The organism is Salinactinospora qingdaonensis (genome assembly GCF_039539445.1).
GTDB lineage: Bacteria > Actinomycetota > Actinomycetes > Streptosporangiales > Streptosporangiaceae > Salinactinospora > Salinactinospora qingdaonensis.
This window is the reverse complement of record NZ_BAABDD010000019.1, coordinates 24,049-45,153: the sequence shown is the minus strand read 5'-3', so window position 1 is coordinate 45,153 and position 21,105 is coordinate 24,049. Positions and strand designations below refer to the sequence as shown.

Annotated in this window: 26 protein-coding genes; 9 read left to right on the top strand and 17 right to left on the bottom strand. The window is 67.9% G+C overall.

The features are described 5' to 3' along the window. Window positions 1–119 precede the first annotated feature (119 nt). The 5 genes from ABD848_RS17870 to ABD848_RS17850 all read right to left on the bottom strand — a co-directional run bounded on the left by ABD848_RS17870 (window position 120) and on the right by ABD848_RS17850 (window position 3,560). The gene (locus ABD848_RS17870) at window positions 120–311 is read right to left on the bottom strand and encodes a hypothetical protein (protein WP_344973506.1); all 192 of its coding nucleotides are present in this window, start codon (window positions 309–311) and stop codon (window positions 120–122) included. A 110-nt stretch (window positions 312–421) separates the two neighbouring features. After that, a complete protein-coding gene (locus tag ABD848_RS17865) occupies window positions 422–784 on the bottom strand; it encodes an aldo/keto reductase (RefSeq protein WP_344973656.1) in 363 nt (120 codons plus the stop codon). Between the two features lie 176 nt (window positions 785–960). Continuing rightward, window positions 961–1,116 (bottom strand): hypothetical protein, encoded by a 156-nt coding sequence (locus ABD848_RS17860; protein ID WP_344973503.1) that lies wholly within the window; start codon window positions 1,114–1,116, stop codon window positions 961–963. Window positions 1,117–1,299: 183 nt separating this feature from the next. Next, window positions 1,300–2,349 carry an LLM class oxidoreductase gene (locus ABD848_RS17855; protein ID WP_344973500.1) on the bottom strand — a complete coding sequence of 350 codons (1,050 nt, stop codon included), beginning with the start codon at window positions 2,347–2,349 and terminating at the stop codon, window positions 1,300–1,302. Continuing rightward, on the bottom strand, window positions 2,346–3,560 hold the full coding sequence (locus tag ABD848_RS17850; protein WP_344973497.1) for an MFS transporter: 1,215 nt from the start codon (window positions 3,558–3,560) through the stop codon (window positions 2,346–2,348). Before ABD848_RS17850 ends, ABD848_RS17855 begins: the two co-directional genes overlap by 4 nt. A gap of 205 nt (window positions 3,561–3,765) precedes the next feature. Here ABD848_RS17850 and ABD848_RS17845 point away from each other — a divergent pair, with 205 nt between their 5' ends. Then, window positions 3,766–4,224, top strand: coding sequence for a MarR family winged helix-turn-helix transcriptional regulator (locus ABD848_RS17845; RefSeq protein WP_344973494.1), 459 nt, complete (start codon window positions 3,766–3,768; stop codon window positions 4,222–4,224). A gap of 30 nt (window positions 4,225–4,254) precedes the next feature. Here the strand turns inward: ABD848_RS17845 and ABD848_RS17840 are convergent, their stop codons facing one another. Further along, window positions 4,255–5,694, bottom strand: a complete 1,440-nt coding sequence (locus tag ABD848_RS17840) for an HAD-IA family hydrolase (protein ID WP_344973491.1) — start codon at window positions 5,692–5,694, stop codon at window positions 4,255–4,257. Window positions 5,695–5,763: 69 nt separating this feature from the next. Then, window positions 5,764–5,934 (bottom strand): hypothetical protein, encoded by a 171-nt coding sequence (locus tag ABD848_RS17835; protein WP_344973488.1) that lies wholly within the window; start codon window positions 5,932–5,934, stop codon window positions 5,764–5,766. 841 nt (window positions 5,935–6,775) lie between these two features. Here ABD848_RS17835 and ABD848_RS17830 point away from each other — a divergent pair. Together ABD848_RS17830 and ABD848_RS17825 are read left to right on the top strand one after the other, a co-directional pair. After that, complete coding sequence (locus ABD848_RS17830) at window positions 6,776–7,750, top strand: hypothetical protein (protein WP_344973485.1); 975 nt, start codon at window positions 6,776–6,778, stop codon at window positions 7,748–7,750. 74 nt (window positions 7,751–7,824) lie between these two features. Next, window positions 7,825–8,265, top strand: coding sequence for a DoxX family protein (locus ABD848_RS17825; protein WP_344973482.1), 441 nt, complete (start codon window positions 7,825–7,827; stop codon window positions 8,263–8,265). A 78-nt stretch (window positions 8,266–8,343) separates the two neighbouring features. Here ABD848_RS17825 and ABD848_RS17820 read toward each other — a convergent pair whose 3' ends face one another. Genes ABD848_RS17820 through ABD848_RS17810 form a run of 3 tightly spaced genes read right to left on the bottom strand, consistent with a single transcriptional unit; the run spans window position 8,344 to window position 8,985 of the window. Continuing rightward, on the bottom strand, window positions 8,344–8,643 hold the full coding sequence (locus tag ABD848_RS17820; RefSeq protein ID WP_344973653.1) for a DUF5701 family protein: 300 nt from the start codon (window positions 8,641–8,643) through the stop codon (window positions 8,344–8,346). 13 nt (window positions 8,644–8,656) lie between these two features. Continuing rightward, a complete protein-coding gene (locus ABD848_RS17815) occupies window positions 8,657–8,788 on the bottom strand; it encodes a hypothetical protein (RefSeq protein ID WP_344973479.1) in 132 nt (43 codons plus the stop codon). A 2-nt stretch (window positions 8,789–8,790) separates the two neighbouring features. Next, window positions 8,791–8,985 carry a hypothetical protein gene (locus ABD848_RS17810; RefSeq protein ID WP_344973476.1) on the bottom strand — a complete coding sequence of 65 codons (195 nt, stop codon included), beginning with the start codon at window positions 8,983–8,985 and terminating at the stop codon, window positions 8,791–8,793. 203 nt (window positions 8,986–9,188) lie between these two features. Between ABD848_RS17810 and ABD848_RS17805 the strand changes: the two genes are divergently transcribed. Beyond that, complete coding sequence (locus ABD848_RS17805; RefSeq protein WP_344973473.1) at window positions 9,189–9,968, top strand: TetR/AcrR family transcriptional regulator C-terminal domain-containing protein; 780 nt, start codon at window positions 9,189–9,191, stop codon at window positions 9,966–9,968. Between the two features lie 114 nt (window positions 9,969–10,082). On the opposite strand, the gene ABD848_RS17800 is transcribed toward ABD848_RS17805, so the two are convergent. Genes ABD848_RS17800 through ABD848_RS17790 form a run of 3 tightly spaced genes read right to left on the bottom strand, consistent with a single transcriptional unit; the run spans window position 10,083 to window position 11,697 of the window. Next, window positions 10,083–10,364, bottom strand: coding sequence for a DUF6510 family protein (locus tag ABD848_RS17800; RefSeq protein ID WP_344973470.1), 282 nt, complete (start codon window positions 10,362–10,364; stop codon window positions 10,083–10,085). Beyond that, window positions 10,361–11,095: a ferredoxin reductase gene (locus ABD848_RS17795; protein WP_344973467.1), complete on the bottom strand. Its 735-nt coding sequence runs from the start codon at window positions 11,093–11,095 to the stop codon at window positions 10,361–10,363. The genes ABD848_RS17800 and ABD848_RS17795 overlap by 4 nt, the downstream gene beginning before the upstream one ends. Before the next feature lie 2 nt (window positions 11,096–11,097). Next, window positions 11,098–11,697, bottom strand: a complete 600-nt coding sequence (locus tag ABD848_RS17790) for a molybdopterin-dependent oxidoreductase (protein ID WP_344973464.1) — start codon at window positions 11,695–11,697, stop codon at window positions 11,098–11,100. Window positions 11,698–12,013: 316 nt separating this feature from the next. Here ABD848_RS17790 and ABD848_RS17785 point away from each other — a divergent pair, with 316 nt between their 5' ends. Continuing rightward, window positions 12,014–13,027, top strand: coding sequence for an alpha/beta hydrolase (locus ABD848_RS17785; RefSeq protein WP_344973461.1), 1,014 nt, complete (start codon window positions 12,014–12,016; stop codon window positions 13,025–13,027). Between the two features lie 13 nt (window positions 13,028–13,040). Here the strand turns inward: ABD848_RS17785 and ABD848_RS17780 are convergent, their stop codons facing one another. Beyond that, window positions 13,041–13,706: a TetR/AcrR family transcriptional regulator gene (locus tag ABD848_RS17780; RefSeq protein ID WP_344973458.1), complete on the bottom strand. Its 666-nt coding sequence runs from the start codon at window positions 13,704–13,706 to the stop codon at window positions 13,041–13,043. Window positions 13,707–13,859: 153 nt separating this feature from the next. Here ABD848_RS17780 and ABD848_RS17775 point away from each other — a divergent pair, with 153 nt between their 5' ends. Next, window positions 13,860–14,924 carry an NAD(P)-dependent alcohol dehydrogenase gene (locus ABD848_RS17775; RefSeq protein ID WP_344973455.1) on the top strand — a complete coding sequence of 355 codons (1,065 nt, stop codon included), beginning with the start codon at window positions 13,860–13,862 and terminating at the stop codon, window positions 14,922–14,924. 244 nt (window positions 14,925–15,168) lie between these two features. Here the strand turns inward: ABD848_RS17775 and ABD848_RS17770 are convergent, their stop codons facing one another. The 3 genes from ABD848_RS17770 to ABD848_RS17760 all read right to left on the bottom strand — a co-directional run bounded on the left by ABD848_RS17770 (window position 15,169) and on the right by ABD848_RS17760 (window position 17,580). After that, window positions 15,169–15,336, bottom strand: coding sequence for a hypothetical protein (locus ABD848_RS17770; protein ID WP_344973452.1), 168 nt, complete (start codon window positions 15,334–15,336; stop codon window positions 15,169–15,171). A gap of 193 nt (window positions 15,337–15,529) precedes the next feature. Beyond that, entirely contained in the window at window positions 15,530–16,603 is a 1,074-nt protein-coding gene (locus ABD848_RS17765) for a hypothetical protein (protein ID WP_344973449.1), read from the bottom strand. Window positions 16,604–16,809: 206 nt separating this feature from the next. Next, window positions 16,810–17,580, bottom strand: coding sequence for a MerR family transcriptional regulator (locus ABD848_RS17760; RefSeq protein WP_344973446.1), 771 nt, complete (start codon window positions 17,578–17,580; stop codon window positions 16,810–16,812). Between the two features lie 109 nt (window positions 17,581–17,689). Between ABD848_RS17760 and ABD848_RS17755 the strand changes: the two genes are divergently transcribed. Genes ABD848_RS17755 through ABD848_RS17745 form a run of 3 tightly spaced genes read left to right on the top strand, consistent with a single transcriptional unit; the run spans window position 17,690 to window position 21,086 of the window. Then, window positions 17,690–19,249 carry a flavin-containing monooxygenase gene (locus ABD848_RS17755; protein WP_344973443.1) on the top strand — a complete coding sequence of 520 codons (1,560 nt, stop codon included), beginning with the start codon at window positions 17,690–17,692 and terminating at the stop codon, window positions 19,247–19,249. After that, entirely contained in the window at window positions 19,246–20,193 is a 948-nt protein-coding gene (locus ABD848_RS17750) for an alpha/beta fold hydrolase (protein ID WP_344973440.1), read from the top strand. The genes ABD848_RS17755 and ABD848_RS17750 overlap by 4 nt, the downstream gene beginning before the upstream one ends. Next, the gene (locus tag ABD848_RS17745) at window positions 20,190–21,086 is read left to right on the top strand and encodes an SDR family oxidoreductase (RefSeq protein ID WP_344973437.1); all 897 of its coding nucleotides are present in this window, start codon (window positions 20,190–20,192) and stop codon (window positions 21,084–21,086) included. The genes ABD848_RS17750 and ABD848_RS17745 overlap by 4 nt, the downstream gene beginning before the upstream one ends. Window positions 21,087–21,105 lie beyond the last annotated feature (19 nt).

Sequence of the window (21,105 nt, the reverse complement as noted above, 5' to 3'; positions counted from 1 at the left end):
CACGTGCCGCTACGTCAGGGGCGGCCGCGATCGTTTCGCCACCGGCAACGAGCGGGTCGCCGCCACAGCTATGGCAGCCGCATCAGCGCCACCAAGGTCGGCGGATCACCAACGAGTCCTCACGGCTGCACGCGGTGCCGTCGGTCGACGGTGCACTCCAGGACAGGCACCCAAGAGCGCCCGTCCAGCGCCGCCGCCAGCACCTCATCCACCAGCGACGGCGTGACCACCTGCGTCAACTCTCCCGGACGGCCGGCAGCAAAAACCCTCTCTGCCTCACCCGCGCCCGAAGGCATGACAGGCTGTGTCAACAAAGCTCCTGCTCGACGGTGATCTTGGTCGACACCTGCCGAGCAAGATCACCTTGCCTTCCCCGCCTCCTTGACAGCAACCCACTCCCCTGACTTCCCGGCGTTGGGCTTTAGGCCCGCACGGGTGCGTGCTCGGCGAGCAGCCCCTCGTCGAGCAGGTCGGACCAGAGGTCTCCGGGGATGCCGGCGGTGAACGCCTCGACGTTGTCGCGCACCTGCGCTGGCGAACGCATGCCGACCACGATGCCCGCGACCGCCGGGTGGAGCCGCGGAAACGCCATCGCCACCTGCGGCAGCGTCACACCGTGAGCTTCACACACATCGGCGATGCGGTGGGCACGCCCTAGTGTCTCGGGCGCGGCGGTGACGTAGTCGAACGTGGCTTCCTCGCCCGGTCGCGGGGTGGCGAGGATTCCGGAGTTGAAGATCGACGCCGCGATCACGGAGACCTCACGTCGTGTGCAGGCGGGCAGCAGACCGTGGCTGATCTGACCAGGGGTGGTTCTAAAAATTCGCCCGCCGCTAAGGCCGGCGTGGCCACGCTGGCGCGCCCCACAGCTCTATCTCAGAGGACGCGGCGCACCGCCTCGGTGGCCCCCCACTACCAAGGCTGGGCATTGGCAGTGGAGGGTGAAAACCTGCACAGCGTTCACCGGCCCTCGATCATGGAGACAGCGAGGCTGCGGGCGAGTTGCTGGTTGCGCCAGCCCTCCAGCATCGCCTCGAAGACCTGTTCCTCCGGGCGCAGCAGGGCGGTTCCGCCGCCCAGATGCGGATCCGCGACCGGCTCGTCGTGGCCCTGCATGCCTGCGAATTCGCCATGGCGAGACGCTAGGCCTCAAGAGTGCCTTTCCCTCACCGTCGGACGGTGCTTCATGAGCGGGACAGTCGTCGTCACCCAGGAACGATCGGATCGCTGACGCCTCGCGAAGCCGGCGGGATGCTTGGGGTGGGGACGTGTCCCCACCCCAAGAAAGACATGCTCGGCTCAGTTCACGCCATCCGTTCTCCCCGCGGCGGTTTCGCTCTGCGGCTCGGTGCCGCTGACGGCAAACTCGGGCACGACGTAACGCCCAAGCTCCTCGATCACCTCCTCCACGGGGCGCACGCTGGGACGTAGGTTGATTGCCACATGGTTGACCCCGGCGACACGCAACCCGCCCAGATAGTCCAGCAGCGCTTCGCGGCCCAGGCGGGCTCCGAAGCGTATGGGCTGCGCCTTGGCATACGGATCTTCACACAGGTCAACGAGCATGGTGGTAAGCAACGGTTTGAACGTCCCATCCCCGTACCACTGGGCTACCGACTCACGCCACTGCGTGACCACAGGCTTCATCATCTCGGGGGCACGGTGGTAGGTGAAGTAGCCATCGACGTTGCCGGCCAGCCAGTCCAGAGACTGACCACCGCGCCCGGCCATAACCAGAGGTATCCGGGCCCCCGTGGGGACGGGCAGGAGTCGAGGATGATTCTTCTCGTGCTGTCGCCCGCTATCCCAGGCTGATTTGAGGACGTCGATGCTCTCCCGCAGGATCTCCGCACGCCGTTCGTGGGAGACGTTGAACAGAGGAAACTCGATCGGCCGGTCACCGGAGGCCACCCCCAGTAGCAGGCGCCCGTTGGAAAGCCGGTCGATACTCGACGCCATCTTGGCTACATGGAGAGGGTGTCGGAGAGGCAGCGCCACAGCAGCGGTGCCGAGCACGACGTTACTAGTGGCACAGGCCAAGTATCCCAGGTAGGGGAAGGGGTCGAAGACCTGCCCGGTGTCGCCGAACTCGGGATCGTATAAGGGGACATCGCGTAGCCATAGCGCTGCGATCCCCCATTGATCCGCCAGAACGGCTCGTTGCGTGTGCTGGGACATGTCGGGTTCTCCGGGGAGTCGGCCCGCGACGTGGCGGGCCGACTCCCCGCCAGGAGACCAGTCATTGTCCAGGGGAAGTTCTAGGCCGACGGTGAGCCGACCTTCGGCAGGGGCGAGCCGGTGCAAAGCGTCGTGCGCGGTCACGGTCGAATGCGGCGAAGCTTCGGTCATTGCGGTTTGTCCACACTGAACTGGGGGGCGGGGCTTTCCGCTGCCGGCGCGACCTGTTTCGCGTGGCGACCGTTTCGGTCCATCCTGCCGGAGGCAAAGGTAATCGCGAATGCCGATGCTGCCATTGCGGCACCCACCCATAGCGGAGAGGTGTAGCCGAGGCCGGCGTCGATGGTGGTCCCGGCGAGATAGGAACCCACAGCGATGCCTGCGTTGGCAGCAGAGGAAGCGACGGCGGAAGCCAGTGTCGGTGCTCCCTCTGCCTTGTCGAGCACGCGCGTCATGAACCCGGGAACGGTAGCGAACCCCGCCCCGCCCAGCAGCATGAGCGTGGCGGCTGCGGCTATCTGGAACTGGGAGGTGAAGGTGAAGGCGACCAGTACCGCGAACAGGGTCGCCTGCGCGGTGAGCAGGGTCGCAACCTGGGCACGGTCGGCGTAACGGCCACCGAGGAGGTTGCCTATCACCAAGCCGACGCCGAACAGCATCAGCAGCGGAGTCAGCATACTCGCGTTGAAGCCGGTCACGTCGGTCATCAGCGGGGAGATGTAACTGAAGGCCGCGAATAGCGAACCGATGCTGAGTCCGGCGACGGCCAGCGCCAGCCAGACCTGTAGGCGGGTGAAGACGGCCAGTTCGGTGCGTAGCCGTGTGGGCGCCTGGTTCTGTTGGGTGGGCAGCAGCACGATCAGACCGATCAGACTGACGATGCCGATGGCGGCGATCATCCAGAAGGTGGCGCGCCAGTCGAAGTACTGACCGATCCAGGTGCCCATAGGAGCACCGAAGACGTTGGCCACGGTCAAGCCGGTGAAAACCAGGGAGATCGCGCGAGAGCGCTTGTCCTGTTCGACCATGTCGGCGGCGACCACGGAGCCGATTCCCAGGAAGGCGCCGTGGCAGATCGCGGCGAAGATACGGCCGAGCATCAGTACCCAGTAGGCGGGAGCGACCGCGGAGAGGGTGTTACCGATGATGAACAACACCATGAGAATCAGCAGCATGTGCTTGCGGGGCATGCGGGTGGCGGCCCCGGTGAATATCGGCCCCCCGAAGACGACGCCCAGGGCGTAACCGGAGATCAGCAGTCCAGCGGTGGTGATGCTTACCGACATGTCATCGGCCACCTCCGGTAAGAGGCCCATGATCACGAACTCGGTGGTTCCGATGCCAAAGCTGGCGATCATCAGTGCGAATACGGCGAGAGGCATGGTGTCCTCCTTGCCGGGACAGCATGGTGCTGGCCCGGCTGGCTTGCGGTGCGTACCGGACAGGCGGCGCGGCGGGAGTGAAGCTTAAATATGCGCCTATGCAATTATTGTGTCTGCGTTCTATGTATAGCAAATCATTGCATGGATCGTTGGCGCATAGAGGGGATATGCTGATACAAATTTCGCGACAGCAAGGAGCCTCGCCATGAATCCGGCAGCCTCCCCCAACCTCACTCCCCGGATCGAACCGCCGACCGCGCTCGAAAGCCGCTGGCAGACGCTGCGCTTGTTCGAAGCCCGGGTGCGCGAACGTTTGGAACGTGCCCTTGAGCCTCACGATTTGACTTGCTCGGAGTATGTGGCGCTGGCCGCGCTGCATTACTCCGACGACGGCGGCCACCTGCGCCAGCAGTTCCTAGCCGACTCCATCCCGATCAATCAGAGTTCACTGAGTAGGATGGTCGACCGGCTGGAGCGCAATGGCCTCACCGAGCGCTACCACTGCGCCGATGATCGACGAGGGGTCTACACGCAGATCACCGAGCTGGGGCGGGCCAAGGTGGAGCAGGCCCGCGAAAGCTACCTGGCGGCTCTGAAAAGCGCCCTCGACGAGGAGTCCGACGACGAGGTGGTGGCCGAACTCACCGCGCTTCTCCGCAGATGAGGAGGGAGCGCGGTGAGTATGGATGACAAGTCAGCGCCTTAGTCCCAGAACCATGGCGCCATCCGGCAACCGCTCGACTTGCAGTTGGCTGAGATCGGCCACGAGGAACTCCACGCCGTCGTCGGCGCCGAGCCCGCTTCCCGCAACTCCGACGACCCGCATGCCCGCGGCAAGGGCGGCTTGCACTCCACCGGCTGCGTCTTCGACAACGACACACTCCGTGGGGGCGACTCCCAGCTCCTTAGCCGCTGTGAGGTAGCCTTCGGGATCTGGTTTTCCTCTCACAACGTCGTCGGCGGTCACCAGCACTGAGGGGAGCGGAATTCCTACTGCCTCCAGCCGAGTCGTGGCGACGAACCTGCTTCCGGAGGTGACCACAGCCCAAGAGCCAGGGTCGAGTCGTCGCGTCAGTGTCTGTGCCCCCGCGACTTCTTCCAGCAGGTGCAAATCCGCAACCTGCTCCGTCTCCAGGCCATCGGCCTCAGCATCAGCATCGAGGTGTGGGGCTGCCAGCCGCACGACGTCGGGTGCCCGACGTCCCGGGGTGAGAGCGAGCACATCAGCGGGGGGCAGTCCACGACGCAACGCCCATCCCCGCCACATCTGCTCGATCACGGGGCCTGATTCGACAAGCACACCGTCGAGGTCGAACAGCACCTTGCCCCAGTCATAGACGATGTCCCAATTCTGCAGGGTTCCACGAGGGTCGATGATTCGTATCATTGGCTGATCACCGTTTTTCCCGGTGATCAGCAGGTTGCGGGTGTTCAGGTCTCCATGGGCGGGGAAATACAGGCGAGTGGCGTCGATATGGTGGGTGAGTTCAGGGCGTTCCTTGAGGATGTCGGCGATCTGCAAGGGATGGCGGCAGGGAACGCCATTGACGACGAGCCGATCCCGGTCGGTGAACTCACCGGCCAGGTGCCTGTCCAGCAGCCAGAAGCGCCTTTTGAGCCGGTCAGAGTGGATCTCAGAAATCTGTCCGGGCTCCGATCGGCTCTTCGAGAGTCTCCAGCCACGCTCGGCCAGCGCGGACATGATCACGTCGAAACGATCGAAGAATTCGCCAGCACGGGGCTCCTGGCCACGGATACAGGCCGCGATGTCCTCGTTGGGGTAATACGGCATCGTATAAGCCGACCAATCCCCACCGTGGAACTCCCGCAGCTTCTCCGTGTAGACCTCCCCTAACCGCGGAGCGTCGGCTCGGAGCTTGTCGATCTGGCGCAACTTCACGCGGAAAGATTCCAGGTCGTGCCCGTCAACCGCACCCGGCATCTCGACTTGAAGCTTAAGCACCTGCCGAGTGCCGTCTGGCATCGATAGCCGCAGCAACCGGGCGGGAGAGCCGCCTTCGGTCACCTCCTCCTCAATCGTGGCATGCAGTTCGTCGGTGAGTTCGCCGATCAGTTCGTTCTCGCGGGCTTCGATCTTGGTCTGCGCGGCAACCGGCGTCACAGCGATGGTCATGTGGTCTCCTCCCAGGGAGTGGTGGCTTTACAGCGGCTCACGGTGCCGCATCGCGCCATAGCCTTCTGCTCAGACCAGGGCTTGGGGGGCAAGAGCCGCTTCGTCGGCTGCGCGCAGCGGTCGCGCATAGTTTTCGATGGAGGTCTCGATAGCGGTGCGCAGCCGCGCGTCGACGTCGATGCCCAAAGGCTCGGCGACCTGCTGGACGGCCGCTTTGATCTCCTTTGGGCTGCACCTCACGACAACGAGCGAATGAACGGTCTGCTTTTGCAATTGCACGACAAGGGCAACAGGTCATCGTCATCGAGCATCATCAGGCGGTGATGGCCCCCGCCGACGGATTGTCGACCCCGGGCCGGACGTCGGGCACGACGGAGGGCGGGGCGTCTTCACTGGCACCCTGGCGAACTTGTCGACACCGGTTCCTCGTTGACCGCCAAACATTTGCGTGAGTACGTCAGTCACGCTTAAGGAGGCTGGGGTGGTTCGTGGCCGCACCTGGTGCGGCCACGAACCACCCGCACCGCCACTCGCCGTAAGTCGACCACGGCGCTTCCAGGCGTTTCTCCACGACTGACGACTCTCTTTTTTGGTGAAAAGCGATTTTTACTTCTGTCGATCGGCGAAATCACCAGTTCCAGTGGATTACGTTAGAGAAGAAACGAACAAAAAGATAGTAACCGACCTGACAAACACCTCTTCTTTCTTTTTCGTGTTCTTCGATTGAACCGATGCAGGGGAAGCGTCAGGCTGTAGTGAGTACGTCCGTCATTTGTTGGCGTGCTCAAGCTATTCGTCTCCCAAAGGTCAAAGGCGAGAAACAGCACAAGACGTCGGCTGAGGTCGCAGCATGACTGCTTAGGCGGCCGACCGCCGCCTATTCTGCCGGCTGCGCTGCGCAACAAGTCTCAGTTTGGACGTCGCCCGACGAATCACACGATGGTGTCGAGATTCTCAAGGGCAGGGGCGAACGCGGCCGGTGGCCACAGAAAACCAACGCGAACGCCGACGGCTCGACGTGGCCTTACGCCTGGATCGCTCGCGTCCTCCCTGACTTCATCCCCCAAGAAAAGGAGGCGGCATGTCTTTGCCAAGACTGCTCTCGACCGTGGTAACGATCGTTCTGACCGCGGCCATGACCCTGCTTGCGGGTGGCGCCGCCGGCGCTGAAGCCCAACAGGCGTTCCCCCGCCGCTGGGCAAGCCCGGAAACGACGACGGTGACTTACGGGCCGTTCACGATTCCCGCTGCGACGCAGTCCGATGGCGGCGGACACGGCGAGAACGGCCACACCGGCAACCGGGTCGAGGTCGACGTCGAAAAGCCGTGTGAGAACTGCTTCATCACCGGGTTCGAACCCGATCTGGTTTACGCCGACGGCTCCACCGCCAATGTCAACACCGGGCCTATGATGCACCACGCGGTGATGTTTCGCAGTTGGACCCAAGACCTCACCTGCCCAGGCCCGCAGCGCATCTTCGCCACCGGTAACGAGCGGGTGGCCAGCACCTTCCCCGACGGCTACGGCTTCAAGGTGGGCCTGTTCGAGGAGCCCTGGAACCTGGTCTTCGACCTGATGAACCACGCGCACCAGGAGAAGGAGGTCTACATCTCCTTCACCTTCACCCACGAGTCCGCTTTGGGCTCTGATGTGGAGCCGGTCACGCCGATCTGGCTCGACGTCGGCGGTTGCGCCGGCAGCACCTACACCGCCCCGCAGGGGGTCAGCGAGGAGAGCACGCAGTGGGAGTCCACCATCTCCGGTGAGCTCGTCCACATGCGTGGCCACCTGCACCACGGCGGCACCCGGATACGGACCGAGAACCTGACCACGGGCCAGACGCTGTGCCGAACCGAAGCCGAAGAAGGGGGAACGCCGGAGTTCATCACTCCCCATGGGCACACCGAAATCTCGGATCTGCCGCCGTGCAGCGGTGACACGCTGGGCAGCATCGACGAGGGCGACGTGCTACAGACCACGAGCCGCTACGAGCTGCCCAACCACGCCCATGACGACGTGATGGGCATCATGGTCGGCTGGGTCGACCAGGACTGATCCGGTCCCCCACGGTCGGGGCGATCCCCTCGCCCCGACCGCCATTTCGTCTTCCACCCCCAAGAGGTACTCCGATGACCCTGGACCGGATGCACGCACCGGTACTGTCCCTGTTTCGCATCGTGACGGGGATGCTGTTCTTGTCCCATGGTGTGGCCTCGATCTTTGGCGTGCTGGGCGGTAGCCACGCCACCGGCGGCGCGGTGGCGATCGGCACGTGGCCGAGCTGGTGGGCCGCACTCATCCAACTGGTGTGCGGCGGTTTCGTCGTGGTGGGCCTTTTTACTCGCACCAACGCGGCCGTGGCCTCGGGCTCCATGGCCTACGCCTATTTCATGGTCCACCAGCCCGAAGCGCTGCTTCCGCTGAACAACGGCGGGGAACTGGCGGCGATGTATTGCTGGGCGTTCCTGCTCATCGCCGTGCTGGGGCCGGGCGGTTGGGCTCTGGATCGCCTTTTCGCGCGTTCTCGTGTCCCTGTTGTCTCACGCTCAGGCCCCGATGCCTCCACCTGACCACGCCTGGGCCACCGTCAGCGGCGGTGGCCCAGGCCCAGCGGGCCGCCCACACCGGCAGGCCGTTGCGTGCGGCGGCTATCCCGCTCGGCCAGCGCAGGATGCTGAGCCCAACCAGGTGTGGGGGTTGCCGGCCCAGCACCACCCCAGTTTGGGGGCACCCTTGCTGATCCACAGCGCCGGTACCCTGCGGTCGCCGCACCGCGATCCCACAAGGGAGAAGCAGTTGTTCTTGCGCAGCGAATCGGGATAGTGGGTGATGAAGGCGATGCCTTCGCCGATGGTGAGGGGTGTACGGTCCTGCTCGGTGATGGTCACCATGGCCTGCTCGGGGGTGACGTTGCGGGTCTGCGCGCCCCGATCGAGGTCGAAGAGCAGGTAGACCTGAGCTTCAGGGGAGCCGAACGGGGGTGACGGCCTCGAACCGTTCGACGTCGTCGAGGGTGGAGTCCACGAACCCGGGCTTCCCCCTGAGCCGGGTGAGCGGCATCGACCGGCGGGCCGGTACTCGGTGTTCGCTCACCACTAGCACGAACGGCACGCGCGCCTCGGTGGGGCAGCCAGGGGTGCTGACCGTGTGAGGGCGGTGGCGCGCAGACCGGCTACCTGCTCGATGAAGGTCTCTTCGCGCACCCCGGCCAGAGCCGGATACCCCTTCTCCAGCAGTGTCTGGAGTTGGCGGTCGAACTCGGCGTTGGTGTCGAAGTGGGGTTCCGTCACGTTTGATGCCCTCTCGTGACAAGCGGCTCGCTCTTTTCATGCAGCGTACCGTACGCTGTACGAACCAGTTAGATGCGTAGAGGGGCGAGAAGCACACGTAGTGCATGCCGGGCGAGAACGCATAGCCCCCGACGGGGGAGGCGCCACCAGCCGGGATCGACCCCCGCGGGCCGGGCCAGGGCAGCGGCTAAGATGGCACCACGATGGCCACCGAGTACAGCGGTAGCGGGGACCCGGCGCGCAGTATGGCGTTGCTGTGGCGCACGCGAGAACGCCCCAGTCGCAAGGCCGCACCCGAGTTGAGCGTGGACCGCATCGTCGCTGCGGCCATCGAGATCGCCGATGCCGACGGGATGGCGGCGATCTCGATGCGCCGGGTCGCCCAACGGCTGGGAGTGGGCACGATGTCGCTGTACACCCACGTGCCGGGAAAGGCCGAGCTGGTCGACGTGATGCTTGACGCCGCCTACGGCGAGGTGGCCGTGGGCGAGCATTCCTGCCAGGACTGGCGCAGCCGGCTGGAGTGGTTGGCGCGGCAAAGTTGGGATCTCTACCACCGCCACCCATGGATGGTGCAGGTGGGCACGGACCGCCCGGTGCTGGGGCCTAACGCGATGGCCAGGTATGAGGACCAGTTGCATGCGCTCGAAGGGCTCGGACTCAGCGGTATCGAGATGGATGCCGTGGTCAGTCTCGTTGAGGGCCATGTCGAGGGAGCGGCGCGGCGTTCGTTGGAGGCTGCGAGCACCCAGCGGCGCACCGGGGTCAGTGACGAGCAGTGGTGGCAGGCGCGTGCGCCGTTTTTGGAGCGGCTAGCCGACGCGGGGCGCTATCCCACTGCGAGCCGGGTCGGCACCGTGGTGGGCGCAGCGTTTGGCAGCGCCCACGCGCCCGAGCACGTCTTCGAGTTCGGGTTGCGCCGGATCTTGGACGGTGTGGCTATGTTGGTGGGCCAGCGCTGCACCGAAGGCGATCCCGACTAGCCGGCTGCCTGTGGCCTGGGGATGAGCGCGCACTCGTCGCGCGGGGTGAGACGGCCGGCCCGTGCGGGCGGGAGATGCGTCTTGGTGAGCGGTGGTGGCGCTTCGCGGGTGGGCTCAGGTCAGGTCCAGTTGTATGCAGCCGGTTGCGCCCAGGTCGAGCCAGATGGTGTGGTCGGTGCGCACGAGGCGCAGCACGAGGGTCTCGCAGCCAGGACAGCGCGCGACCAGGCCCGGACAGTGGGTGTAGACGTGCAGTTCGGCGACAGCGCTGACCGTGTGGCAGTGGGCGCAGCGGCGCAGCGCCGGCGTGAGGTCGGCGGCGAAGATCTCGGCGAGTGGTCCGGCGAGCGCGTTGCCGTCGACGTAGCGCGGTTGGGGCGGGTGAGCGGTGGTCATGGTGATCCTTTGCTGGGGCCGAAGCGCTCGGTTTTGACGGCGCGGGGGTGGTGCCCCAGCGCTAGGAGTGCGTCTGCGGTGGATTCGACGAAGCCGGTGGGTCCGCACACGAAACAGGTGGGGGCGAGGTCGGGCGGCAGCCCGTGGGTGGCGATCTCGGCCGGTGTCAGCCGGCCCGGGGGGCGTGGCTGCGATGGCGGTGCGTGGCGGGTGTAGGCGAAGAACACTTCAAGTCCGTCGTCGTGGGGGTGGTGGCCCAGTTCGTCGGTGTAGTAGCGCTCCTGGGGGCAGCGCAGCGAGTACAGCACCCGAAACAGGGTGGTGCTGTGCTGGTCGCGGCGGGCACGCACCATCGCCATGAGCGGGACGATGCCCGCGCCGCCGGCTAGCAGCATCACCGGAGTGGTCTGGTCGGTGTTCCAGATGAACCAGCCGCCCAGGGGGCCGCGGACTTCGCTGCGGTCACCGATGTCGGCGACGTCGACGAGGTAGGGCGAGACTTCGCCGTCGGGCACGCGCTGCACGGTGAGCTCGATGGTGTCGCCGCTGGTGGGGGCGGCCAGCGAGTAGCTGCGTTGGGCGGTGTAGCCGTCTTCGGCGGTCAGGCGCAGGTCGACGTGTTGGCCGGGTTGGTGGCCGGGCCAGCCCGCGACGTGCAGCACCAGGGTGCGTGCGGTGGCGGCTTCGCGTCGGTGGTCGAGCAGGGTGGCTGGCCGCCAGTGCCCAGCCATGTTCAGTCGCCCCAGTAGCGCTGCTCACGCCAGGGGTCACCGTAGTCGTGGTAGCCGGCCTGTTCCCAAAACCCTGGCTCGTCGTGGTCGAGCAGGCGGACGCCGCGAATCCATTTGGCCGACTTCCACAGGTACAGGTGGGGAACGAGCAGGCGGGCGGGGCCGCCGTGCTCGGGTGGCAGCGGGTGGCTGTCGAATTCGTGGACGATCCATGCCTGCCCGTGGCGTAGGTCTTCCAGAGGCAGGTTGGTGGTGTAGTCGCCGTAGCAGTAGGCCAACGCGTAGTCGGCGGCGGTGTCGACCTTGTCGAGGAAGGTGTCCAGCGCTACTCCGGTCCAGTCGGTGGCGAGTTTGGACCAGCGGGTGACGCAGTGGATGTCGGTGTGGGGGTGTTCCTGGGGCAAGGCGAGGAAGTCCTTCCAGGTCCAGCTTTGGCTGCGGCCGGTCTCGGTGGTGAGGGTGAAGGTCCAGGTGTCGGTGTCGACGCGGGGTGTGGGACCGGCGGTGAGCACGGGGAAGTCCTCGGTGAGGTACTGGCCCGGTGGCAGGTGGGTGTCGCTGTCGGCGCGGCGTCCGCGGAATCCTCGGGAGAAGACGCTCATGGGTGGGCCTCGCGGTTGATCGTGGTGTTGTCCAACGGGCGGCTACCCGGGGGCGGGTCAAACTAGGTTCTGGCCTTGGCCAAAGGTGGCGAGCGTGGCTTTCACCTGGCTTAGATCGGGGGAGGCGAAGCCCCGGGCGTGGACGCCGGCGGCGCCAATCGGCGGTAAAACCCGAGGTGGGCGAGGGGTGGGCTTGGTGGACGGGGTTTCTTCGCGCGAGGTGGGGGCAGCCGTATCGGGGTCGTCTGCGGTGCTCTGCCGTGGGGCGGCGACTGTCGTTTCTCTCAGCGCAACGAGAAGAAAGGAAGCTCTCGCCATGGCGCACCACAGGGTTGTCCTGGAACGGGCCGCTCAGGAGTTCGCAGCGGCCAACGCCTCGCCTCCGTTTCTCTACCAGCTCCCCATCGAGCAGAGCCGCGCGATTTTGGAGGACGTGCAGTCGGGTGAGGGGGTCGACAAGCCCGAGGTCGCTGAGGAATGGGTGAGCATACCGGGGGGACCTACCGGGCAGGTGTCGACGCGGATCGTGCGCCCGGTCGCAGCGTCGGGGACGCTGCCGGTGATCTGCTATATCCACGGAGCGGGTTGGGTTTTTGGCAGCGCGGCCACCCATGATCGGCTGGTGCGCGAGTTGGCGGTGCGCAGTGGGGCGGCTGTGGTCTTCCCCGATTACGACCGCTCTCCCGAGGCCCCCTATCCCACGGCGATCGAGCAGAACTACGCGGCGGCGCAGTGGGTGATGGCCCACGGGGCCGACAAGGGGCTGGACGCCTCCCGCACGGCGGTGGCGGGGGATTCGGTGGGCGGCAACATGGCGATCGCGCTGACGTTGCTGGCCAAGGAGCGCGGCGATGTCGATCTGGTGGGCCAGGTGTTGTTCTATCCGGTGACTGATGCCAACTTCGACACCGACTCCTACCACCAGTTCGGGGAGGGCTACTATCTCAACCGTGATGCGATGATCTGGTTCTGGGACCAGTACACCACCGACGAGAGCCAGCGCGCCGAGATCACCGCTTCGCCGCTGCGCGCCTCGGTGGACCAACTCCAGGGCCTGCCGCCGGCGATGGTGGTCACCGGCGAGGCCGACGTGTTGCGCGACGAGGGCGAAGCCTTCGCCAACAAGCTGCGTGAGGCCGGGGTGTCGGTGACCGCGGTGCGGATGCAGGGCATGATCCACGACTTCGTGATGCTGGATGCGCTGCGGGAGACTAGGGCCGCTGCGGCGGCGATGGAGTTGTCGACGGCGTTTTTGCGCCAGGTGTTGGGCACCGGCGCCGCTCAGGTGCCCCGTCAGGCTGGGCAGCGCCGCGCCGCTGCGGCGAGCTGAGTCCGCTTGTGCCTTATCGGGCCTGTTCGAGCCCGTCGAGGATCAGGTCGAGTCCGAACAGGAACTCGTTGCCGTAGTCGTATCCGGGCTGGAGGACGTGTTCGGTGAGCATCTCGGCGAGATGGGGGTAGTCCTCGGCGGGGGTGGGGCCCAGCATGGGTTCGGCGACGGCGGAGAGGTCGTCGGAGGCTTCGAAGGGCAGGTTCGCCTCTTGCAGGGCGAAACCGTAGATGTAGCTGTCGAGTAGCGAGTAGGCGTGGGCGGCCATCGCCACCGAGAAGCCGCCCGCGCGCAGGATGGCCAAAACGGCGTCGTGGTGGCGCAGCGTGGCGGGGCCGGGGGCGCTGCGCGACTCCATCAGGCCGGCGGCCCAGGGGTGGCGCCGTAGGGCGTGGCGGGTTGAGATCGCTCGGTCGCGCATGGCCGCTTTCCAGTCGGCGGTGGTGGGCGGGAGTTCGATCTCGTTGAAGACGAGGTCGACGATGCCGTCGAGGACGTCGTCTTTGCTGGCGACGTGGTGGTACAGCGACATCGCTTCGACGCCCAACTGTTGGGCGAGTTTGCGCATGCTCAGTGCTGCCACTCCGTGCTGGTCGGCGAGGGCGAGGGCGGTATGCAGCACCAGCTCCCGGGTCAGGGGGCTGCGGGGTGCGGTGTTCGGGGTGGGATCGGTGGCCATCTTGCCCCTCATGCTAATGGCAGTTCGACACACACTCATAATTGATTCTCTTATGCTGTAAGGTTACCTTATGGTGTAAGCCCTTTTATGGGAGAGGGTGCGCTACTGGTGTCCCGCCCCAGGTGGGTTCCATCCAAGGAGGAGAGCACGAGCATGGATAGGCCACACGAAAGCAGAGCCGCCCCCGCGGGCGAGACCGCTGAGGTCGCCGAGAAGACCGCGCCGGGCGGCTCCGATGGTCGGACCACGATGCGCGCGGTCGTTCACGACACCTACGGCTCGGCCGATGTGTTGTATCTCAGCGAGATCGAGGTGCCCCGGCCGGGCGAGGACGAGGTCGTGGTCCAGGTGGAGGCCGCTGGCGTGGGGCGCGACGTCTGGCACATGATGACGGGGCTGCCCTACTTGGGGCGGCTGGCGTTTGGCCTGCGCGCTCCCAAAGACCGGGTGCGTGGGCGGGATGTCGCCGGGCGTGTCACGGCGGTCGGTGCGAAGGTGACCAGGCTGCGCCCCGGCGACGCGGTCATGGGGGTGTGCGAGGGCTCCTTCGCCCAGTACGCGCGCGCTAAAGAGAGCAAACTGGCGTACCTGCCGCCGGGCCTTACCGCAGTTCAGGCGGCTGCGGCTCCCATCGCCGGCTGCACTGCCCTGCAAGCGCTTCGTGAGCGCGGGGGGTTGCGGGCGGGCCAGCGAGTGCTGGTCATTGGTGCCTCGGGCGGAGTGGGCACGTTCGCGGTCCAACTGGCCACGGCTATGGGCGCCCGGGTCACCGGTGTGTGTAGCGCGGCAAAAGCCGACCTGGTGCGCAGCCTGGGGGTGGAGCGCGTCATCGACTACGCCGGCGAGGACATCGCCGCTGAAGGGCCGGTCTATGACCTCATCATCGACATCGCGGGGCAGCGCCGGTTGTCTCACCTGCGTCGGGCCCTTAACCGCGAAGGCACACTCGTCATCGTCGGTGGCGAAGGCGGGGATCGGCTCACCGGCGGCCTGGGGCGTCAGCTTGGCGCGTTGGTGCTGTCGCCGCTGGTGCGCCAACGGCTGCGTATGCTCGTCGCCAGCGAGCACCACGCGGGCCTGGAAGCCCTCAACGAGTTCCTCCAAGCGGGCACGGTCACTCCGGCCATCGACACCACCTATCCTCTCGAACGTGCTGCTGAGGCGGTGCGCCGCCTGGAGTCAGAGCAGGCGCGCGGCAAGGTGGTCGTCACCGTGTGAGGCCGGCGCCTCGGCTGTCGTGAGGCCCCCACGGGTGGGCAGGCTGCCCGTGGCCCCGGCGGTGCCCGCCTCTTTCCATCGACCAGGTGGGCGGGCCTGACCAAGGAGCACGTGGGGCCCGGTCGTCTCGGTTGCGGTGCGGATGGCCCTCTATGGGGGCCGGCCCCTTGGTTGAAAGTGCCCGGGTGGAGTCTGGCCGTCGGCCATGACCTGCTCAACGGGCTGTGTCGGTCGTATCGTCTGTTCAGGGTGGGTGCGAGGCGGGGCGCACGCGCCGGTTGTCTCGGATGACCAGCGTGAGACCGGCGGCCCTCGGCACGCTCCACCACAGTTGATACCAGAAGACCGCTGCCAGGTGGCTCCACGCCGTGGTGCCCAGTGCGGCCCCGGCCAGCAGCCCGAGGTAAAGCACGGGCAGCGCCGCTGTTGGGGACGTCGGCCTCCCAGGCCCCGGCGGCCACTGTCGGCGCGACGACGGCTATCACCAGGGCGAAGGTGGGGCGGAGGGTTATCGGTGTGGCTGCCGATGTGACGCTGCTGGGGATGGTCATCGCGGCTCGATTTCCCGGTGCGGGGCTCGTCCAATCGGTGGGGTCCACAAGCGGTCAGGCACAGGACTCGCGCCACTGGCAGGCGCGGGCGGTGCAGCAGTTGTTCAAGCTCTGGCACAGCGGACACCACAGGGCGATGCAGCTCAGGCACGACCACACGGCGCCGCAGGCGAACGCGCAAGGGGCGCAGCAGTTGGCGGCGCAGGCGAGGTCGAGGCGGGAGCATCCGCAGGTGGAGCAGGCGCCGGGGCAGTGGCCGCTGTGGGTGCAGTCGGCACCTCGGGTGGCCGCACCGGTGGCCACGGTCAGGGTGTCGGTGTCGGCGCTGGCCAGGAGGTGTGCCCGCCCGGTGGTGGGGTCGAGGCGTAGCAGTGTCGCGCGTCGGCGCACTCCGTGGGGGCGGCGGGCCTCGTAGGACAGGCAGTGCAGTGGCCCGCGGCGCCATGCCAGCGCGGTGAGGTGCCCGCCGTCGGCGATCTGGTGGATGACGCCGCCCAGTTCGGTGGCGTGGCCGTCGACGGCGCTCGTGGGGCGGCGCAGGGCCTCGAGTTCGGGCACGGGGTGGGGCAGTTCGGCGTCGAGGAGCTTTTGGGTGGTGGCGGTGGCGCGGGCGTGCTGCCAGGCGTGGGCCAGCTCGCCTGGGGGGATTGCGCGGGCGCCGGTGAGATCGAGTTGGGCGAGCCAGTCGTCCGTGGCGGGGGCGTTGGGTTGAGCGCGGGCGGCGCGGGCGCCGATCCCGGTGACGATCGCGGCGGCGGTGAGGGCGGCGGTAGCCTGCCCTAGCAGGCCACGGCGGCTCAGGCGCGCTGGTGGACAGGCGCGGTCGCGTTGGCCGGCGGCGGCGGTGGTGATGTGGCGGGCGATGGTCCAGGCGCGTCGGGGGCCAAGCCCGATCAGGAGTCGCAGGCGCAGGGCCAGGCCGCGCACGGCGCGCACCCGGCTGGCGTCGACGAGCAGCAGCAGGGGTTCCTCGCGGCGGGCCGGGCGGGGCAGGCGTTCTAAGAGCGCGCGGGTGTGGGGGGCGTTGCGGTGGGCGACGACCAGCCAGCCGCGGGCCTGGTGGGCCAGGTTGTCGGCGATGGTGGCGCACAGGCCACAGCCGGCGTTGTAGATCAGGATGCGGTGCAACGGTGCCTCCGTGGTGTGAGGGTGGCACGAGCAGTCAGCGCACCGTAGGCCAGATCGGGTGTTGGAGGTGGGCGTTGTCCACAGCGACGTGGCGCGCCCGGTCGCCGAGGGCCGGCGGCGCGGTGGGGCCGCCCAAGCCCGGCGTGGGGCCGGGGTAGGGGCCACGCGCGCGGGTTAGCCGGGCGTGGCGGGCTCCCCTGAGCCGGTCAATGGGGGGAGGGCGGTTCGGAGGTGTCCAACTCGGCGAGGATGGTGTCGAGTTCTTCGTTCATGCGCCGGTCCATGGCGCGTTCGAACTCGCCGAGCACGGTGCTTTCGGCCAGCGGGCGCAGCCGTTGGGCGGTGGCGCTGAGGTGGGCGACCTCCTCAGCGCTGCGCGGCTGGGCGGTGTCGGTGAGGATGTGGCGGCGCACCAGGTCGACGAAGAGGGTGGCGAGGTCGTCGACGCGGCGCTGCACGGTCTGGCTGGCGTCCAGGATCGCCGTCAACGGGATGCCCTCGTTGACCAGGGCCGAGGACGAGGCCAGGAGGCGGCGGTTGAGGTGGGTGAGGCCGCCACCGTCGTCGTCGACGCGGACATAGCCCAATTCTTGGGCGCGGCGCAGGGTGGCCTCGTCGACCTGGCCGGCATAGGCGCGGGAGAGTTCCTCCCAGCTCAGATGCACGGGGGTGGTGTCGGCCCAGGGTTCGGCGACCGCTGATTCCAGGCCCAGCAGTTCGGCCACGCCGCGGCCTTTCTCCCAGGCGGTGAGGAGTTCGCTGACGCCGTCCAGGGTGTGGCCGCGGTCGAGTAGACGTGAGATGAGCCGTAGCCGGGCCAGGTGGGCGTCGTTGTAGTAGCCCACGCGGCCTTCGCGGCGCGGTGGGGGCAACAGTCGGCGTTCCCGGTAGTAGCGCACCGTGCGCACCGGCAGACCAGCGGCGTGGGCGAGGTCGTCGATCCGGTACTCGCGCGGGGGTGCCGGGGTGTCGTTCACGCGCGCCAGCATAGTGGGCCACAACCCTTTCAATGAGCATTGTCATGGTTTACGCTCAAGAATCTGCCAGTTGAAACTGGCTCAATGAACAACGTGGAAAGGTTGTGGCATGGCACCTCCCCACCGCTCCCCCGCCCCACCCCCCGAACACGACAACACACCCCCACCGCAGCGCCACGTACGCATCGCCATCATCGGCTCCGGATTCAGCGGCCTGGGCATGGGCGTCAAGCTGCGCGAGGCCGGCGAAACCGACTTCCTCATCGTTGAGCGCGCCAACGACATCGGCGGCACCTGGCGCGACAACACCTACCCGGGCTGCGCCTGCGACGTCCCCTCCCACCTGTACTCCTTCTCCTTCGCCCCCAACCCCGACTGGCCCCACACCTTCTCGCGCCAACCCCACATCCGCGCCTACCTGGAACAGGTCGCCGACCGCTTCGGGCTGCGCCCCCACATCGCAACCGGCACCGAGGTCTGCCAAGCCCGCTGGGACACCCACGAGGCCCGCTGGCACGTCCACACCTCACACACCACCCTGACCTGCGACATCCTCATCTCGGCCGCCGGTCCCCTAGCGGACCCCGCCCTGCCCGACATCCCCGGCCTCGACACCTTCCCCGGTGCCCTGTTCCACTCCGCACGCTGGAACCACGACGTCGACCTGACCGGAAAACACGTGGCCGTAGTGGGCACCGGCGCCTCAGCGATCCAGATCGTGCCCGCCATCCAACCCCACGTAGGCCACCTCACCCTGTTCCAACGCACCCCCGCCTGGGTGATGCCGCGCGCCGACCGGCCCATCACCAGCCTGGAACGGTGGCTGTTTCGCCGCGTACCCCTAACCCAGCGCCTGGCCCGCGCCGGCGTCTACCTTGGCCGCGAGTCCACCGTGGGCGCCTTCACCCGCCACCCCCGCCTGCTGCGCGCCGCCGAGACGCTCGCCCGCCTGCACCTGCGCCGCCACGTCAGCGACCCGCACCTGCGCGCCAAACTCACCCCCGACTACGTCATGGGCTGCAAACGCATCCTGCTGTCCAACGACTACTATCCGGCCCTGACCCAGCCCAACGTCGACGTCGTAGCCGCCGGCCTCAGCGAAATCCGCGGCGACACCGCCGTGGCCGCCGACGGCACCACCCGCCCAGTGGAAGCGATCATCTTCGGCACCGGCTTCCACGCCACCGACATGCCCATCGCCCACCGCATCGTCGGCGCCGAGGGCCACAGCCTGGCCCAGGCCGCTCACGGCAGCCTGCAAGCCCTGCGCGGCACCACCGTGACCGGCTTCCCCAACCTGTTTTTGATCATCGGCCCCAACACCGGGCTGGGCCACACCTCGATGATCCACATCATCGAATCCCAACTGCGCTACATCATCGACGCCCTCGACCACCTCAACAGCTCCGGCGCGACCGCCCTGCACCCCAGCCGCCACGCCCAGCAAGCCTGGAACGCCGACCTGCAACACAAGATGGACCGCACCGTGTGGGCCCAAGGCGGCTGCGCCAGTTGGTACATCGACGCCAACGGCCGCAACACCACCCTGTGGCCCGGCTCGACTCTGCGGTTCCGCCGCGCCACCCGCCGCCTCGACCCCACCGAATACCAACACCTCCCCCCATCCCCCGAAACCCCGGCCACCGCCAGCGAAGGGAGCCACGCATGACCTCCCCCCACTCCCCCCGGGACACGCGTCGCCACCTGCACCTGCACTCCGCCGACGGCACCCGAATCCACGCCCGCGTCCACGGCCCCGAGCAGGGGCCCACCGTGGTCTTGGTCCACGGCTGGACCTGCTCGGTGGACTTTTGGGACCCCGTGGTGGCGCTGCTGCCCGACACCGTGCGCGTGGTGTGCTACGACCAGCGCGGCCACGGCCACAGCGCCCTGCCCCACACCACCGGCTACAGCACCACCGCACTAGCCGACGACCTGTGCGCGGTGCTCACCGCCACCCTCGCCCCGGGCAGCCGCGCCGTCGTGGCCGGCCACAGCATGGGAGCCATGACCCTGATGGCTGCTGCGCGCCGCCCCGAACTGCGCGAACGCGCCGCGGCTTTACTGCTGGCCAGCACCGGCGCCGCCCGCCTGGTGGAGGCCACGCAGGTGCTGCCGATCAGCCCCCGGTGGCCGCGCCTGCGCGCGGCCGGCCACCGCGCGCTATTGTCGACGCCGCTGCCCCTAGGGCCGGTCACGCCCCTGAGCCGGGCCGCCCTGCGCTACGCGATCATGGGCCCCTACACGCCACGCGCCACCGTGGACCGCTGCGCCCGCATCGTCCACGCCTGCCCGCCCGCCGCGCGCGTGGGCTGGGGGCGCGTGCTGGCCAGCCTCGACTTGGAGGACATGCTGGCCGACGTGGTCGCGCCCAGCGTGGTCATGGCCGGCACTGCCGATCGGCTCACCCCGCCGACACTGGCCCGGCGCATCGCCGAGCACCTGCCCGCCTGCGAACAACTCATCGAGCCTGCCGGCATCGGCCACATGACCCCCCTGGAGGCACCCACCACGGTCAGCCAGACCATCACCGACCTCGTGGATCGCCACCTGCGCCCCCCGCGCCAGGAGCCCACCGAAAGCGTCGAGTCGACCCACCGGGAGCAGCGATGAGACGACGCTCCCACCGACTACAGGGCCAGGTGGCTGTGGTCACCGGCGCGGCCCGCGGCCTCGGCGCGCTGCTGGCCCGGCGACTGGCCCACCACGGCGCCACGGTGGCGCTGGTGGGGCTGGAGCCCGACGAGCTGACCCGCGTCGCCGCCGACTGCGGCGCCCAGGCCAGCGTGTGGCAGGCTGACATCACCGACCGGGCGGCGCTACAGCGCGTGGCTAGAGGCATCGAACAACGCCACGAGCGCGTCGACATCGTGGTCGCCAACGCCGGCATCGCCGTGGGCGGCCCGTTTGTCGACTCCGACCCGGTGGCGTTCAACCGTGTCATCGAGGTCAACCTGCTGGGCAGCATCGCCACGGCGCGCGCCTTCCTGCCCGCCCTGGTGCGCAACAAGGGCTATCTGTTGCAGGTGGCCTCGCTGGCGGCGCTGACTCCCGCGCCGATGATGGCGGCCTACTGCGCGAGCAAGTCGGGGGTGGAGGCGTTCGCCCACGCGCTGCGCCCCGAGGTCGCCCACCACGGCGTCACCGTGGGGGTGGCTTACCTGAGCTGGACCGACACCGACATGGTGCGCGGCGCTGACCAGGAGGAGGGACTGCGCCGGCTGCGCGCGCGACTGCCATGGCCGGCCAACCGGACCTACCCGTTGGCGCCGGCGGTCGAGGCGCTGCTCGCGGGGATCGCGCGCCGGCGCCCCCACGTCTACGGTCAGCGGTGGCTGTCGGGCATGCAGCTCGTGCGGGGCCTACTGCCGGGCCTGGTGGCGCGCTTGGCCAGCCGCGAGGTGCGCCGACTGGAGCCCCAGCTACGCGCAGCCGGCCGGGGCGCGGTGGGCCGCGGCGGAGCCGCCGACACGGCGATACGCGACAGCGCCGACCCGGCGGCGTGACATTGTCCAGGCGCGCGAC

Bases quoted from the DNA above. Each gene is read 5' to 3' on its own strand.
- ABD848_RS17785 (WP_344973461.1), top strand. From the start codon at position 12,014: ATGGCGCACCACAGGGTTGTCCTGGAACGGGCCGCTCAGGAGTTCGCA.
- ABD848_RS17850 (WP_344973497.1), bottom strand. From the start codon at position 3,560: ATGCCTCTCGCCGTATTCGCACTGATGATCGCCAGCTTTGGCATCGGA.
- ABD848_RS17805 (WP_344973473.1), top strand. From the start codon at position 9,189: ATGGCCACCGAGTACAGCGGTAGCGGGGACCCGGCGCGCAGTATGGCG.
- ABD848_RS17795 (WP_344973467.1), bottom strand. From the start codon at position 11,095: ATGGCTGGGCACTGGCGGCCAGCCACCCTGCTCGACCACCGACGCGAA.
- ABD848_RS17830 (WP_344973485.1), top strand. From the start codon at position 6,776: ATGTCTTTGCCAAGACTGCTCTCGACCGTGGTAACGATCGTTCTGACC.
- ABD848_RS17855 (WP_344973500.1), bottom strand. From the start codon at position 2,349: ATGACCGAAGCTTCGCCGCATTCGACCGTGACCGCGCACGACGCTTTG.
- ABD848_RS17845 (WP_344973494.1), top strand. From the start codon at position 3,766: ATGAATCCGGCAGCCTCCCCCAACCTCACTCCCCGGATCGAACCGCCG.
- ABD848_RS17840 (WP_344973491.1), bottom strand. From the start codon at position 5,694: ATGACCATCGCTGTGACGCCGGTTGCCGCGCAGACCAAGATCGAAGCC.
- ABD848_RS17790 (WP_344973464.1), bottom strand. From the start codon at position 11,697: ATGAGCGTCTTCTCCCGAGGATTCCGCGGACGCCGCGCCGACAGCGAC.
- ABD848_RS17745 (WP_344973437.1), top strand. From the start codon at position 20,190: ATGAGACGACGCTCCCACCGACTACAGGGCCAGGTGGCTGTGGTCACC.
- ABD848_RS17780 (WP_344973458.1), bottom strand. From the start codon at position 13,706: ATGGCCACCGATCCCACCCCGAACACCGCACCCCGCAGCCCCCTGACC.
- ABD848_RS17750 (WP_344973440.1), top strand. From the start codon at position 19,246: ATGACCTCCCCCCACTCCCCCCGGGACACGCGTCGCCACCTGCACCTG.
- ABD848_RS17825 (WP_344973482.1), top strand. From the start codon at position 7,825: ATGACCCTGGACCGGATGCACGCACCGGTACTGTCCCTGTTTCGCATC.
- ABD848_RS17860 (WP_344973503.1), bottom strand. From the start codon at position 1,116: ATGCAGGGCCACGACGAGCCGGTCGCGGATCCGCATCTGGGCGGCGGA.
- ABD848_RS17800 (WP_344973470.1), bottom strand. From the start codon at position 10,364: ATGACCACCGCTCACCCGCCCCAACCGCGCTACGTCGACGGCAACGCG.
- ABD848_RS17775 (WP_344973455.1), top strand. From the start codon at position 13,860: ATGGATAGGCCACACGAAAGCAGAGCCGCCCCCGCGGGCGAGACCGCT.
- ABD848_RS17755 (WP_344973443.1), top strand. From the start codon at position 17,690: ATGGCACCTCCCCACCGCTCCCCCGCCCCACCCCCCGAACACGACAAC.